Annotated in this window: 13 protein-coding genes and 1 pseudogene; 11 read left to right on the forward strand and 3 right to left on the reverse strand. The window is 64.1% G+C overall.

Annotated features, from left to right (window positions below):
• Positions 1-79 precede the first annotated feature (79 nt).
• From ACWPWT_RS20225 to ACWPWT_RS20275, 11 genes and pseudogenes are all read left to right on the forward strand, one after another.
• The gene (locus ACWPWT_RS20225; RefSeq protein WP_007406272.1) at positions 80-952 is read left to right on the forward strand and encodes a LysR family transcriptional regulator; all 873 of its coding nucleotides are present in this window, start codon (positions 80-82) and stop codon (positions 950-952) included.
• Positions 949-2,100, forward strand: a complete 1,152-nt coding sequence (locus tag ACWPWT_RS20230) for a TDT family transporter (RefSeq protein WP_007406242.1) — start codon at positions 949-951, stop codon at positions 2,098-2,100. Before ACWPWT_RS20225 ends, ACWPWT_RS20230 begins: the two co-directional genes overlap by 4 nt.
• Positions 2,101-2,189: 89 nt before the next feature.
• The gene (locus ACWPWT_RS20235; protein WP_007406293.1) at positions 2,190-3,425 is read left to right on the forward strand and encodes a molybdopterin-dependent oxidoreductase; all 1,236 of its coding nucleotides are present in this window, start codon (positions 2,190-2,192) and stop codon (positions 3,423-3,425) included.
• Between the two features lie 14 nt (positions 3,426-3,439).
• Positions 3,440-3,922: a c-type cytochrome gene (locus ACWPWT_RS20240; protein WP_007406258.1), complete on the forward strand. Its 483-nt coding sequence runs from the start codon at positions 3,440-3,442 to the stop codon at positions 3,920-3,922.
• A 412-nt stretch (positions 3,923-4,334) separates the two neighbouring features.
• Positions 4,335-6,455, forward strand: a complete 2,121-nt coding sequence (locus tag ACWPWT_RS20245) for a ParB/RepB/Spo0J family partition protein (protein WP_043061550.1) — start codon at positions 4,335-4,337, stop codon at positions 6,453-6,455.
• 139 nt (positions 6,456-6,594) lie between these two features.
• Positions 6,595-6,990, forward strand: a pseudogene (locus ACWPWT_RS20250) (ArdC-like ssDNA-binding domain-containing protein); the annotation flags it as partial.
• 616 nt (positions 6,991-7,606) lie between these two features.
• A complete protein-coding gene (gene ltrA, locus ACWPWT_RS20255; protein WP_454281075.1) occupies positions 7,607-9,454 on the forward strand; it encodes a group II intron reverse transcriptase/maturase in 1,848 nt (615 codons plus the stop codon).
• A gap of 133 nt (positions 9,455-9,587) precedes the next feature.
• Positions 9,588-10,079, forward strand: coding sequence for a zincin-like metallopeptidase domain-containing protein (locus ACWPWT_RS20260; RefSeq protein WP_243403482.1), 492 nt, complete (start codon positions 9,588-9,590; stop codon positions 10,077-10,079).
• Between the two features lie 2 nt (positions 10,080-10,081).
• Positions 10,082-11,044, forward strand: coding sequence for a phosphoadenosine phosphosulfate reductase domain-containing protein (locus tag ACWPWT_RS20265; RefSeq protein ID WP_241769350.1), 963 nt, complete (start codon positions 10,082-10,084; stop codon positions 11,042-11,044).
• 96 nt (positions 11,045-11,140) lie between these two features.
• Positions 11,141-11,581 (forward strand): hypothetical protein, encoded by a 441-nt coding sequence (locus tag ACWPWT_RS20270; RefSeq protein WP_043061328.1) that lies wholly within the window; start codon positions 11,141-11,143, stop codon positions 11,579-11,581.
• Between the two features lie 69 nt (positions 11,582-11,650).
• Complete coding sequence (locus tag ACWPWT_RS20275; RefSeq protein ID WP_454281076.1) at positions 11,651-12,346, forward strand: hypothetical protein; 696 nt, start codon at positions 11,651-11,653, stop codon at positions 12,344-12,346.
• Here ACWPWT_RS20275 and ACWPWT_RS20280 read toward each other — a convergent pair.
• The 3 genes from ACWPWT_RS20280 to ACWPWT_RS20290 form a co-directional block, all read right to left on the reverse strand.
• Positions 12,280-12,876, reverse strand: coding sequence for a recombinase family protein (locus ACWPWT_RS20280; protein ID WP_021245550.1), 597 nt, complete (start codon positions 12,874-12,876; stop codon positions 12,280-12,282). The genes ACWPWT_RS20275 and ACWPWT_RS20280 overlap by 67 nt on opposite strands.
• A gap of 80 nt (positions 12,877-12,956) precedes the next feature.
• Entirely contained in the window at positions 12,957-13,343 is a 387-nt protein-coding gene (locus ACWPWT_RS20285; protein ID WP_021245551.1) for a TniQ family protein, read from the reverse strand.
• Positions 13,333-14,250, reverse strand: a complete 918-nt coding sequence (locus tag ACWPWT_RS20290; RefSeq protein WP_021245552.1) for a TniB family NTP-binding protein — start codon at positions 14,248-14,250, stop codon at positions 13,333-13,335. Before ACWPWT_RS20290 ends, ACWPWT_RS20285 begins: the two co-directional genes overlap by 11 nt.

Consider the following 14,250-nt stretch of genomic DNA (forward strand, 5'->3'; position numbering starts at 1 on the left):
CCGACCATTCCGATATCCAGATTGGAATGACCATATCAAACGGTTGGTCGTATCGATCTAAGTACGCGATATATGATGCATGACTTTGGAGCAGCTCAGAATATTCGTCGGTGTCGCGGAGCGCGAACACGTCACCAAGGCAGCGGAGGCGCTGAACGTCACGCAGTCTGCTGCCTCCGGGGCGGTTGCGGCCCTCGAAGCGCGCTACGGCGTTCCGCTGTTCCACCGCGTCGGGCGTGGCATCCAGCTTACCGAGGCAGGCCGCGGCTTTCTGGAGGAAGCGCGCGCGGTGCTGGGGCGGGCAGCGCATGCCGAGACGATGCTCGCGGACTATGCCGGGCTCGCGCGTGGTTCGTTGCGGATCGTCGCCAGCCAGACGATCGCGAGCTATTGGTTGCCGGCAAAGCTCGCCGCCTTCCACGAACGCCACCCACAGATCGCGGTCGAGCTGGCGATCGACAACACCGAAGGCGCGGCAGCGCAGGTGTTGAGCGGCGCGGCGGAACTCGGCTTTGTCGAGGGCGAGGTGGACGAACCGGCGCTTGCCCACTGGAATGTCGGGCATGACCCAATGGTGCTGGTCGGCCGCGAGGAAGCCGAACGCATCGACGAGGCCTGGCTGCGCACTACACGCTGGATCGTCCGTGAGCAGGGATCGGGTACGCGCTCGACTTTCGAGGACGTGCTGCGAACGCGCGGGTTTGATCCGGCCCAGCTGACGATAGCGATGACGCTGCCGTCCAACGAGGCGGTGCGCACCGCCGTTGAGGCCGGTGCCGGCGTTGCCGTCTTGTCGCGATTGGTCGTCGCGCGCGCGCTCAAGGCTGGCGATCTCGTCGAGCTGCCGCTCGGGCTGCCCGACCGCGCCTTTCACGCGCTGCGCCACAAGGAACGCTATCGCACCCGCGCGGCCGACGCGCTGACGGATCTCATCAAGGAGCAGGTCGCATGACTGCCGACACGCACTCCGTTCTCAGCGGCCTCAAGCCGCTCAGCCGGCTCGATCACCCCCGCGAGATGATCCGCCAGTTCACGCCCAACTGGTTCGCCGCGACGATGGGCACGGGCATCCTTGCCCTCGCGCTGCCGCAGGTGCCCGGCATCGGGCCTTCGCTTAAACCTGTCGGCGAGGTGTTGTGGTTCTTCAATATCGCGCTCTTCGCGCTGTTCGCCGGCCTCTATGGCGCGCGCTGGGTGATGTTCGGGCACGAGGCGCGGCGCATCTTCGGGCACAACACCGTGTCGATGTTCATCGGGACCATTCCGATGGGGCTGGCGACGATCATCAACGGCTGTCTCGCCTTCGGCATCGCGCGGTTCGGAAATGGCATCGTGCCGGTCGCGCATATCCTGTGGTGGATCGACGTCGCCATGTCGCTCGCCTGCGGCGTGCTGATCCCCTACCTGATGTTTACCCGCCACGAGCACAGCCTGGACGGCATGACCGCCGTATGGCTGCTGCCGGTCGTCGCTGCCGAAGTGGCGGGCGCCAGCGGCGGGCTGCTCGCGCCGCATCTAACCGATCCCCACGCGCAGATAGTGACGCTCGCGACCTCCTATGTGCTGTGGGCCTATTCGGTGCCGGTCGCGTTTGGCATCCTCGCCATCCTCATCCTGCGCATGGCACTCCACAAGTTGCCGCATGAAAGCATGGCGGCATCTTCCTGGCTGGCGCTGGGGCCGATCGGCACGGGTGCTCTGGGCATGCTGGTGCTCGGCGCGGATGCGCCGGCGATCCTCACCGCGCACGGGCTAGCCGGCGTCGGCACCGTCGCGCAGGGGATCGGCGTTGTCGCCGGGCTCTGCCTTTGGGGTTTCGGCCTGTGGTGGCTGGCGCTCGCGACGCTTATCACCATCCGCTACTGGCGCGCGGGCGTGCCGTTCAACCTCGGCTGGTGGGGCTACACCTTCCCGCTCGGCGTCTACACCGTCGCCACCTTCCGCCTCGGCACGACGCTGAACCTTATGTTTTTCGGTATCGTCGGCACGGTGCTGACGGTTGCGCTCGCGGCGATGTGGCTGCTGGTCGGTGCCAAGACGCTAGCCGGTGCATGGCGGGGCAACCTGTTCGTCTCGCCCTGCATCGCCACCCCGAACTGATCCGCCATGATGATCGGATCAGTCGGTCCGATCACTTGCAGAATGCCCCTTCGATCCGCCAGCGTGACTGGCCACAGGAGAGCCTTGTCATGGACAATTTCGACGCCGGGCTGGCGAGTGAGACCAGCCGTCGCCGCTTCCTCAGCCATGCCGCGCTCGGCACCGCCGGCCTTGCCGCCGCGCCGGCACTGGCGCAGCAGCTCGTCGACCTGAAGCTGCCCGGCGGCAATGCCGAGCGGCCGATGACCAGCGCCTTTCCCGGCAAGGGCAGCATGATCCTCCAGCGCGTCCATCCACCCTTGCTGGAGACGCCGATGGAGGTCTTCGACAAGTCGGTGTTCACGCCCAACGACCAGTTCTTCGTCCGCTGGCACTGGGCCGACATACCGACCTCGATCGACGTCGAAAGTTTCCGCCTCAACGTCTTCGGCCACGTCAATCGGCCGCTGTCGATCAGCCTCGCTCAGCTGCTGCGCCTTCCACGGGTCGAGATGGCGGCGGTGAACCAGTGCTCGGGCAACAGCCGCGGGCTGTTCCAGCCGCGCGTCGCCGGCGCGCAATGGGGCAATGGCGCGATGGGCAACGCCAAGTGGCTCGGCGTTCGCCTGCGCGACGTGCTCGACCTCGCCGGGGTCAAGGCAGGCGCGGTGCAGGTGCGCTTCGGCGCTCTCGATCAGCCGGTCGTGGCGGGCGCTCCTGACTTCGAGAAGGCACTCGACATCGACCATGCCCGCGACGGCGAGGTCATGATCGCCTTCGGCATGAACGGCGAGCAACTGCCGCTCCTCAACGGCTTTCCCTGCCGGCTGATCGTGCCGGGCTGGTACTCGACCTATTGGGTCAAGATGCTGAACGCGATCGAGGTACTGCCCGGCCCTGACGACCAGTATTGGATGGCCAAGGCCTACAAGATCCCCGCGACACCCGGCGCGAATGTCGCGCCCGGTGCCAAGGACTTCCCGACCGTACCGATCAATCGCATGATCCCGCGTAGCTGGATGACCAGCCTGCCCGATGGTCAGGCGATCGCCTATGAAGCGTCGATCCCGGTCGGCGGCATCGCAATGGGCGGCGATTGCGGCGTCGCCAAGGTCGATGTGTCGTCGGACGGTGGCCGCACCTGGTACAGGACGACGCTCGGAGCGGACGAGGGCAGGTACAGCTTCCGGCGCTGGGACGGGCGGGTGCCGCTGAGACGCGGGCCTAACCCCATCATGGTGCGCTGCTGGAACACCAACGGTGTCGCTCAGCCGATGAAGCCGATCTGGAATCCCGGCGGGTTCATGCGCGGCAACATTGAAACCACCACCATCATCGCGGCCTGAGGAGCGAGCAAATCATGAAGACTCCGTCTCCCGGCATGATGGCTGCTGGCCTGATCGGCCTGACCGGCATCATCCTCGTCTCGATCGGCGCGCCGAGCAGCCGCAAGGCGCCCGTTCCGATCTCCGAGATGTCTGAGCCGGCGCCGGCCGCCAGCGTGTCAGCGCGCGGCTTCTCGCTTGCCTCGACCAGCGTCGACCTGCCGGCCGACGACGCGACCTACCCCGACGGTCCGCACGCCGACGTCATCAATGCCAATTGCACCTCGTGCCACTCAGCCAGCATGGCGCTGACCCAGCCTGCGCTATCGGCGGATCAGTGGAAGGCGACCGTCACCAAGATGCGTGAGGTGTATAAGGCGCCAGTGGCCGAGAAGGACGTCGATGCGATCGTTGCTTATCTCACCGCTATGCCGAGCCAGAAGGTGGCACCCGCGACCGGCAAGGCGCAGGACCCGGACCCCAAAGTGGCTCCTGATGTCTCAGGTGGAACCGGCTAACCGATCTACTTCCATAATCCCGAAATACCATCCCAATTGGGACGCTAAACGGCGCGCTGACGTGGCGTTAGCGTATATTCGGGTCCACTATATGTGACGCCCCCTCCTTGGATCGCGCGAATGGCTAAGGGCAGCGCATCGGCGACGACCACGATCTGCGGTCCCATCCAAGACGCGCGATCGTTCTCGGGGCACGTTGCCGTCCGCTGGCTGACTGATTTCTGACAGGAACCTTCCCGGGCAGGTCTCGAACGCACGAGCGGGATGCCGTCACGTCGCATCTACTGTGTGCGTCATCTCGGTCGTCCTGTTCCATCGAAGTGGAGGAGAGGGAGCCTTCGGCTTGGTGGGCCTGAGGTTCAGGCTCGCGCGACGTCGTCGACGGCGCGCCAACTCCGGATGGAGACGACCGATGATCAAGTCCGTGAAGGTCAAAAACCTTTCGCTCTCGAACGACAATGTGCGCAAGCGTGGCCGGGAGGTCGGCCTGGAGGAGCTCGCCGCCAGCATCGCTGCCAACGGCCTCCTCCAAAATCTGGTGGTGACGCCGCTCAAGAAGGCCGGCACCTTCACCGTCAAGGCCGGCGGTCGACGGCTGCGCGCCATTCAGCTGCTCATCGGGCGCGGCGCACTTGCGGCTGATCACGAGGTTCCCGTGCTCGTCCTGTCGGTTGATGATGCCGCTTCGGTCGGCGCCAGCTTGGCGGAAAACCGGCAGCGCGTACCGATGAACCCGGCTGACGACTGTCTCGCGTTCAAGCATCTCATCGATCAGCTTGGCATGACCGTCGAACAGGTCGCGATCCAGCAGGCCGTCACCGTTCGTTTCGTCGAGCAGCGCATGCGGCTCGCCGACCTCGCGCCGGCCATCTTCGAGGCCCTTGGATCGGACGAAATCGATCTCGGCGTGGCGCAGGCGTACGCCGTGACCGCCGACGTCGATCGCCAGGCGCGGGTCTTCGAGCAGATGAAGCATTCCTATTACGGCAAGCAGCCCGACAACATTCGCCGCGCGATCCTCAACGGTACCGTGCGGCCAAACGATGCCAAGGCGCGCTTCGTTGGGCGGGAAGCCTATGTCGCCGCGGGCGGCCGTATCGACGGCGATCTATTCGCGCTCGACACCGACGACGAGAACTGGACCGACGTCGACCTCCTCGAGGACTTGGCGACCAAGAAGCTCGAGGCAGCCGCGGCGGAACTCGCAGCCGCGCAGGGTCTGGCGTTCGTGACCCCGATCGCTGCCACCCACGTCCCCTATGATGTCGAGCGGCAGCTCCACGAATTCCACCCGGTTGCTCGGCCCCTCACCGACGAAGAGCAAGCCCGGATCGAGGCGCTGGGCCTCGAGAACGATGCGCTGATCGAGGCGCTGGAAACCGATCTGGCCGAGGGCACTCCCGAGGCGAACGCGGCGAACGACCGCGTTGAGACGATCGAGCGCGAAATCGCGGAGATCGACACCGCCCGCAAGACGATCGATCCGGGCGTGAAAGCGAATTTGGGCACCTTCGTCTATATCGGCGGTGACGGCGAGGCCCGCGTTCACACGCGTCTGTTCAGCGAAAAGCCGCTGGCTGACCCCCGGGCGGGTGGCGCTGCGAGCGGCAATGGCGCTGGACCAGGCGAAACCGGCAGCGGTGACGACGCCGTGGCGGACCCGTCCCCGCGGCTCAGCGCCACGCTGATCGAGGAGCTAGCCACCCAGCGTCGCCAGATCCTCGTTGCGCACGTCGCGAGCGATCCGATGATCGCGCTCGATCTGACCATCTTCCTCATGGCCCAGAGCCTCGTCTTCACGACCAGCTATGTGCGCGATCACTCGACCCTGCGTGCCGATCCCGCGCAATTTCCGATCTTCGCCTTTCGTGACGAAGCATCGATGGCCTCACAGACGATCGAGGATCAGCGTCAGCATCTCGACACGACCTGGGTCGGGCACACCACGATGTCGGAGAGGTTCGATGCTTTTCGAACGCTGCCGGACGATGCTCGTGGCGCGTGGGTGGCGTTTGCCGTGGCGCAGACCCTCGAGGCGACGCTCAACGTTGCCGATGGCGCACGCGCGAACGGTTTCCACGATCATCTTGGCCGTCTGCTCGATATCCAGGTCGCGTGCTTGTGGCGTCCCACGGCCGAGAATTACTTCGGCCGGGTGAAGAAGGACGTCATGCTCGACGCGCTGGAGGAGATCGGCGGCCCGATCCTGCGCGGGCGCTACAAGGATGCCAAGAAGGGCGAATTGGCGGCCACCTGCGCGGCACTCTGCAACGGACAGGGGATCGTCGAGGCGGAGATCCGCGAGAAGGCGACGGTCTGGCTTCCGGAGGCGATGCGCTTCGACAACGTCGAACGGCCGGAACGCGTACCCGCGCGCTCGACCTTCGTTGACGACGGTGACGCCGTCGGATCGGACGGTGACGAGCTGGACGGTGACGATCTGGATGGAAGCGAGCTGGACAGCGGTGCGAACCCGCTTGGTGACGCGCCGACACAGGAACCGGTCGACGACGATTATCCCCAGGCCGCCTGACGCCTGACAGCATGTTCGAGGAGCCTCAGGGCGGTGCTCTCTCGGGAGTACCGCCCTCCTTTTCGTGCCTCTGCGTCGTGCCGGATGCGAACCCCCGCCGACGCTCGAGCGCCCCTTTTCCAAGCCAAGGAGCCCACCCGTGGCCAAGACCACCGATGCCCCCTCCCCCGCCGAGATCATCACGGCGGCCATCATCGATCGCCTGGACGCTGGCGTGAGACCTTGGGTGAAGCCCTGGCGCCCAGGCCTTGGCGGTCGTCCTCTCCGGGTCACCGGCGAGCCTTACCGCGGGATCAATTGCTTCTGGCTGTGGCTTGTCGCGGAAGGTGCCGGATACCATTCGCGCACGTGGATGACCTTCAAACAGGCCGATGCTCTCGGCGGTAAGGTTCGGCAGGGCGAGCGATCCGAAATCGCGATCTTCTACAAGTCCTACAGCAAAGCGGTGGCCTCGAGCGTGACGGGTGTCACGACGGACGAGTTGCGACGTGTCCTTCGCAGCTATGCTGTCTTCAACGCCGATCAGATCGAAGGTGCGCTGTGAAAGCGTGAGTAATGGAGTATCTCAAGTGAGATTAGGATAGCTGGAAATGTCCTATGCCTACCAGTCTTACTCTGGCCCGCAAGGGCTTGATCCTCGAAAGGGGCAGGGAAACACAGCATGGCTGGAAAAGGCCAGAAGTCGCGAAACCATTGTAGCGGCGGACGGTCAAGGCAAGACTTGTATGGTCAAAGCTACACTGCCTGAACCCAAATCCCGAGCGGTATATCTGGTGCCAGCCACGCAGCAATGGTTGAGGCGTGGTTCCGAGTGCTCAAAGGCGTTGGTCTTTCCGTCGAGGACCGATGCATCCAGCCTACTCGGCGCAGCCCTTTATGGGGACAAAGGGATGAAATGGGGGCCTAACCAAGTCGGAACTTCTTACACACGTCATCACAGGATGGCCTGTAGCAGGCGAGCCTTCACTCGCCCTGTATGGCCACGGAGCCGGAGTAGTACTCAAACGCCCGGGGTAACTCCCGGGACAGGCGCACCTTCGGGCGCGCACGACCGGCGGTATAAGGGTCGAGGTGACTCGTCCGAAAGCCCAACCGGCCGGGGGAAGTCCGGCAGCTTACGTCGCTCCACCAACGAAGGAAGGGACTAGCTGATGCTGTCACATACCGTCCTGAAGCGGATGGAGCAGTTGCCAAAGTTGTCTATCGCGGGGAAGCGGGTCAACGGGCTGTTCAACCTCATGAAGTGCGACCTCCTTTGGGAGCAAGCATATGAACGGATCGCCCGTAATCAGGGTTCGTTGACGCCCGGCGTCGACGGTGAGACTTTCGACGGCTTTTCGCCTGAGAGACTTCACCGGTTGATGTCGCAGGTGTTCAGCGGAACCTACCGCCCGTTACCCGTGCGCCGGGTCTATATTCCCAAGGCCAACGGCAAATTGCGTCCTCTTGGTATCCCAACGGTCAACGACCGCCTGGTGCAGGAGGTGGTCAGAAGCATCCTTGAACGAATTTATGAGCCTGTGTTCTCCGAACATAGTCATGGATTCAGACCGGGGCGCTCCTGTCACACCGCACTGGACGCCGTTCGCGGCGTCTGGACCGGCATCAAGTGGCTGGTCGAGGTCGATGTAGTCGGGTTCTTCGACAACATCGACCATGAGGTACTGCTCAAGCTGCTCGCAAAGCGGATCGATGATGAAAAATTCATCGGTCTCGTTCGTGGTATGCTGAAAGCCGGCTATCTCGAAGACTGGCAGGTGCGTGAGACATTCAGTGGAACGCCTCAGGGCGGCATTGTCTCGCCTTTGCTGGCCAATGTCTACCTCCATGAACTTGATGAGTTTATGGATGGCTACAGGCAGCGGTTCGACAAGGGCGATCAACGGTCCGTCCCAGCGGAATACTGGCGGTTGAACGCGAACATGCAGTACCGTTGGAAGAAAGTTCGTCGGCTGCGCTCTGAAGGCAAGGCCGATGATCCCGCTGTCGATCAAGCGCTACGCGAGATTGAGCAGATCGGGGAGAGGCGAGCGTCACTTCCTGCACGTGATCCGTTCGACTCCAATTTCCGCAGGCTGCGTTTCGTCCGCTACGCCGATGATTTTCTAATTGGGGTCATCGGTTCAAAGGACGAGGCGCGTGAGGTCATGGCGACGGTTAGGGCATTCCTGTCCGAAAACCTGCATCTCGAAGCTTCGGAGGAGAAAAGTCGGATAGCGAAAGCGTCGGACGGGGTGAGGTTTCTCGGCTACGACGTTCATACACATACCCAGCGTCGAACCGGGAAGGTTGTGAGGGATGGCCGTGTATTCAGGCCGCGTATGCCTTCTGATATCATGCAATTGAGTGTACCTTGGGATAAGGTCGCGCAGTTTTGCGCCACGAAGGAGTATGGCAACTGGTCGGCTTTTGTCAGCCAGCACCGCCCCCGGCTCCTTCATTGCAGTGACGTAGAAATTGTCATGGCCTATAATGCGGAGCTACGAGGATTTGCTAATTACTACGCACTAGCATGGGATGTGAAGAAGAAGCTCAATAAGCTGAGCCATATGTGGCGAGGCAGTTTGGGGCGGACGCTCGCCAACAAGCATAAGTGTTCGGTGATGCAGGTCTTTAACCGGCTCCGGTGTGGAACCGATTATCAGGTCAGCTACGACGTCAAGGGAGCGACCAAGACGGTCAAATTGTGGAAGCCGATGGAGTTGAGGGTCGGAGAAATCCGTTATGGGACGGTTGATATCGTCCCTGCCATAGCAATGTGGGGCCTCAACCGTACCGAGTTTGTCGAACGTCTCAACGCCAATCGGTGCGAGCTGTGCGGTGCCGAGGACAAGGCTTGCGAGGTGCATCACGTCCGCAAAATGGCCGATATGAAGGTCGCGCCCTTGGGTCGGAAAATGATCTCGGCACGGTCGCGAAAGCGCATCGTGCTGTGCAGGCCCTGCCATGTGGACCTCCACGCCGGCAGGCTGCCTGATAGGCGACAACTGCAACTCTGACGTAGGTGGAGAGCCGGATGCGCTGAAAGGTGCAAGTCCGGTTCGGAGGGGGGCCGAGGGACGTTCTCTACGAGACGCCACCCGGCCTACCCTACGCCTTCCCGAGCGGTTTCACCCCACGCCGCTTTCTATCGTGCCGCCGGCCGATGCCTTGCCATCCCGCGCCCAGACCTTCGTCGAACGCCTGCCAGCCACGGTTCACATCCGCGGCGACCGCGCATTCTACGATCCGACGGCCGACAGCATCACCATGCCGCCGCCCGAGCAATTCTCCACCCGGGCTTATTGGGCATCGACCTTGGCCCATGAAGCCGGGCACTGGACCGGTCATCCCAGTCGCCTCGACCGTGCCTTCGGCAAGAAGTTCGGCGACGACGCCTACGCCTTTGAGGAACTGTGCGCCGAGATGACATCGGCGCTGCTGGGCGCCGATCTCGAGCTTCCGACCGCCCACCTCGACGATCACGCCAGCTATGTCGATGCATGGCTGCGCGTGCTGCGACGCGAGCCCCGGGCGATCATGACCGCGGCGGCGAAGGCCGAAGCCGCAGCAGGATTTCTGCTACGTGCAACCGGGCTCGGACGCCTCGACCATGCCGACGAGCCTTATCGTGAAGCGGCGTGATCGTGCCCGACAGTCCGGACCTCCGCGCCTACCGGCGCATTGTCGTGGCGTTCAGCGGTGGCAAGGACAGCCTTGCCGCCCTTCTCCATCTCCTTCACCTCGGCGTGCCGGCGGACGCGATCGAGCTCCATCATCATGACGTCGATGGTGGCGGCGCGAGCTTTATGGATTGGCCCTGCACCGCCGGATATGTCCGCGCGATCGCCGAGCATCTTGGGCTTCGCGTCTATTTCTCGTGGCGTGAGGGTGGCTTTGCACGCGAACTCGAGCGGTCGGGCGCACCCACCGCACCGGTCGTGTTCGAGACCCCGGACGGTATCGGCCGCGCCGGGGGCAATGGCCCGATCGGCACGCGCGGTCTGTTCCCGCAGACCAGCGCTGACCTTCGTGTTCGCTGGTGCAGCCCATCGCTGAAGATCGATGTCCTGGCGGCCGCCATCCGGAACCAGGACCGGTTCCTCGATGGAGCCACGCTGGTCGTGACGGGCGAGCGCGCCGCCGAAAGCCCCTGCCGCGCGCATTACCTGGCTTTTGAACCGCATCGCACGTCGAGCAGGCGACGCACAGTCGATCATTGGCGCCCCGTCCACGGCTGGACCGAGGCACGGGTCTGGGAGGCAATTGCGGATTCGTCGATCCGTCCGCACCCTGCGTACACGCTTGGCTGGGGACGTCTGTCGTGTCGAACGTGCATCTTCGGCTCGCCCGATCAATGGGCGACCGTGCGTCACGTCTTCCCTCGCGCGTTCCAGCGCGTGAAGGTGCGCGAGGCGGCCAGCGGCAAGACCATCCACCGCGCGGCTGACGTCGAAACACGTGCGGATCGTGGCTCCCCCTATTCTGCCGCGCTCGTTCATCCCGACGAGCTTTCCCAGGCCGAGGACGAGCACTGGCGCCTTCCGATCGTGATGAATCCCTGGCGGTTGCCCGCCGGTGCCTTCGGCGACCCGGCCGGCCCACCATAGCATGAATGCCTCGTATCGAACTCTGCGCCGGTCGACCGCCCCCTTTCCCAGGCCGGACGGCATGACGCCCATCTCTCCCACAAGAAAGGATGTCCCATGACTGACCGCGTTTCTGCCTCCATCACGATCGGCGGTGTCCTCGATCGCAGCACCCTGCCCGAACTCGAGTCCATCGTTCGGCACGAGGGCCTTTCGACCGATTGGGACGGCGCGCCCTTCCATCTCGCCGAGCTCGTCGACGGCAAGTCCCTCACCCTCAAGGCCCATGAAGTCGCCCGCGGCGCGTTCGAGGCGCTCGAGGCATTCTGCGTTCGGGAGACGCTGCCCTTCGTCCGGTGGTCAGGCGCCTGCCCCGGACAATGGGGTGCTGAGCGCCTCGTCTTCACCGGGAGCGGCGAGCCAACACGCTTTCCATGCGACGAGGACGATTATGTCGTCATCGGTGAAGACCATCTTCAGCGCCTCGCCACGTTCGAGGCCGCGCTGGCGTATTTCGAGGGTGCGAACTTCGTCGTGCCGCCCATCCGGCTGCGTTGAACCCGCCGGCACAAGAGGAGAGGACGCCTTCGGCCTTTGCGAGCGCATCCGCGCTCAGGAGGCTGAACCATGTTCTACGACACGACCTATCGTCATCATCAAGCCCTTCATCCTTCGGGCCTGGAAACCTTCCCCGCAGCGCTGCACGCCCTCATCACCGCCGCTGACGACTGTCGCCGCGCCGGCAAGCCGATCGCGCAGGACGCCGCAATCCTGCTTCTCAGCCGCAACCTGGCCAGCGTGATCCGGCCGATGGCGGGTCCTGATGAAGCGCTACGCCTGCGATGCGTCATCGATCGGGCGTCGATCGAGGCGTCGCCAGCGCTTCTCGAGATCGCGGGACACCATGTGGGCGGGGATCCCGCCGCCAAACGCGCCTTCCATGCGCAAGCGCGTCGCGCCGTGGCACAGCTTGCTGCCGAAATCGGGCTCGGCGCCGGCGAGGCCCGGGTCCAGACGATCGACGGCGACGATGACGACGACGGTGTCACCGAGTTGCGTCATCCCGACATCGGCATCCGCGTCGTTCCGCGCAGCTTCCTGCCCGACAGCGAGATCACCTTCCATCGCTGCCGTGGCGGCGAGCCGTCGAGCAGGGTTTTTCGCGCACCCATCGCCGAATTGCTCGACGCCCCTGTCGGTTTTCAAAGTCGATGTCAGCTATATGTCAGAGACGATGACAGCCACGACGTTACGGCTCATTCTGCGGCGTTGAGTGCGGGCGTGGTGGGTGCCTCGGTTTTGAGTGCAGCGAGTTCGCGGTAGAGAGTGGATCGGCCAAGCCCAAGCTGCTTCGCCGCCTGCGCCGGACGCACGCCGGCCTCGATCAGCTTGAGCGCCGACGCCAGCTTGTCGGCGTCGAGCGTAGGGCGTCCAGGCACTTTTCCCCGCGCGCGCGCCGCGGCGATGCCGTCGCGGGTGCGCTCGACGATCAGCCGGCGCTCGAAATGCGCGATGGCACCGAACACATGGAACACCAGCTCGCCTGCAGCCGAGGATGTATCGAGCCGTTCCTCCAGCGAACGGAATGCGAGCCCGCGCGCCTTGAACATGTCGACGGTTTCCAGCAGCTCCTTGAGCGATCGGCCGAGGCGATCGAGCCGGACGACGCAGATGATATCGCCGGGTCGGCAGAAGCCAATCAGCTCGTTTAGGCCGGGCCGATCGAAGCTCTTGCCCGAGATCACATCGTCGAACACGCGGATCGCGCCCGCTTCGTCGCGCAACCGGCGACGCTGCACCTCCAGGTCCTGGTCGCTGGTGGAGACGCGGGCATAGCCCAGCACGTCCGGCATCGTGGTGTAACCCCTGTCCCTAATCCGCTCGGTTTGTGGACAAGCGGGCCGGCGCTCGCAAAATCGGGCGCCGACCGTCTCTAAATACTGTCCACAAACCCGCCGTGTCCAGAAAATCTGAACCGCATTTTGTGGACGATTTCTGGATCGCAGCGGATTACCCAGCGCGCCGCCACCTTGGTTCGAGCATGGCAACGGGCGTCGGTCATGTTGCGGAGCCGGCGGATCGACTGACCGGTGCCGCTCGACAGGCGTTCCAGCAAGGCTTGGGGCGGATCGTCCGCGCAGCGGTCAAGATCGCCGACATTGCAGCCAAGGCCATATCGACAGAAGGTCGCTACACCCATGCCGTAGGTGTCGGCCAGTCTGCGGACGTAAGTGTCCAGCCTCTCCAACGGACGCGGTTGCGGATGCAGCGGCCAGCGCGGGCGCGGTAGGTCGCCCATCAGCTCGACTTCATCGAACACGGGGGAAGGACGCTTCGAACAGGGCGCGCCGTTCGTCCGGCCCACGAAAGTCGCACCCTTCAAGCATCACGCGGTCGATCCGTTCGCGTCCATGCAGCAGCGCATGAACCGTCGCGGCAGTGAGCAAGGCCGCGACCTCGCCGATCAGGCCGGTCGATCGGCGCAGCACCATACTGCGTATTTCAGGAGCGTCCGCCAACGCCGATCGTTCGCGCAAAGGCAACGCGCGCTCGAAACTGGCGAGGAGGCGCGCGAACACACCGTCGTCCTGCCATGCCGGTAGCGGGATCGGCTCGAAGCGGTTCTCAAGCTGGTCATCGCTGCGCACCGCGATCTGAGCCTGTTTGGTGCCCAGGCCGACGATCGGGATGCGGAGCGTGTTGCCGAGAAAGCGGAGCATGTTCAGGAATTCGGCGCGGCGACGGTGCGTGCCGGCGAGCAGGTTGTGCAGCTCGTCCACGATCAGCACCCGCACCTCGACCGCGCGCAGAAGGTCGAGTGCATAGCGTTCGAGACGTTCGCCGGGGAGGTTGAACGACACTGGCGCGTTGAGCGCCGTCAGGATCGCACCGTAGAAGCGTCGGACGCTTGGTTCGGTCGGCATCTGCATCACCACGACCGGCACGACTTCGCGCTGGCCGCACGAACTTGGTGACGGCGGATGCAGGCGCCGAAACTTCTCGGCGATCATGCTCTTGCCGTTATTAGTCGGCCCCACGATCAGCAGGTTGGGCGGCCGGACGCGGCCTGGCCCAAATCGGAAGGCGTCGTCGAGCCGCGCCAGGGCCGCTTCCGCGTGGGGATGAGCGATCCACCATTGGCCGTGCATATGCGCCAGGCGCTCCGACGATGGCAGGTCGGCGATAGGGCGGGCAGCGGGCGAGAGATGATCCGGCTCGCCCATCAT

Source organism: Sphingomonas sp. Marseille-Q8236, assembly GCF_965112005.1.

Bases quoted from the DNA above. Each gene is read 5' to 3' on its own strand.
- ACWPWT_RS20225 (WP_007406272.1), top strand. From the start codon at position 80: ATGACTTTGGAGCAGCTCAGAATATTCGTCGGTGTCGCGGAGCGCGAA.
- ACWPWT_RS20230 (WP_007406242.1), top strand. From the start codon at position 949: ATGACTGCCGACACGCACTCCGTTCTCAGCGGCCTCAAGCCGCTCAGC.
- ACWPWT_RS20235 (WP_007406293.1), top strand. From the start codon at position 2,190: ATGGACAATTTCGACGCCGGGCTGGCGAGTGAGACCAGCCGTCGCCGC.
- ACWPWT_RS20240 (WP_007406258.1), top strand. From the start codon at position 3,440: ATGAAGACTCCGTCTCCCGGCATGATGGCTGCTGGCCTGATCGGCCTG.
- ACWPWT_RS20245 (WP_043061550.1), top strand. From the start codon at position 4,335: ATGATCAAGTCCGTGAAGGTCAAAAACCTTTCGCTCTCGAACGACAAT.
- ltrA (WP_454281075.1), top strand. From the start codon at position 7,607: ATGCTGTCACATACCGTCCTGAAGCGGATGGAGCAGTTGCCAAAGTTG.
- ACWPWT_RS20270 (WP_043061328.1), top strand. From the start codon at position 11,141: ATGACTGACCGCGTTTCTGCCTCCATCACGATCGGCGGTGTCCTCGAT.
- ACWPWT_RS20275 (WP_454281076.1), top strand. From the start codon at position 11,651: ATGTTCTACGACACGACCTATCGTCATCATCAAGCCCTTCATCCTTCG.
- ACWPWT_RS20280 (WP_021245550.1), bottom strand. From the start codon at position 12,876: ATGCCGGACGTGCTGGGCTATGCCCGCGTCTCCACCAGCGACCAGGAC.
- ACWPWT_RS20290 (WP_021245552.1), bottom strand. From the start codon at position 14,250: ATGATGGGCGAGCCGGATCATCTCTCGCCCGCTGCCCGCCCTATCGCC.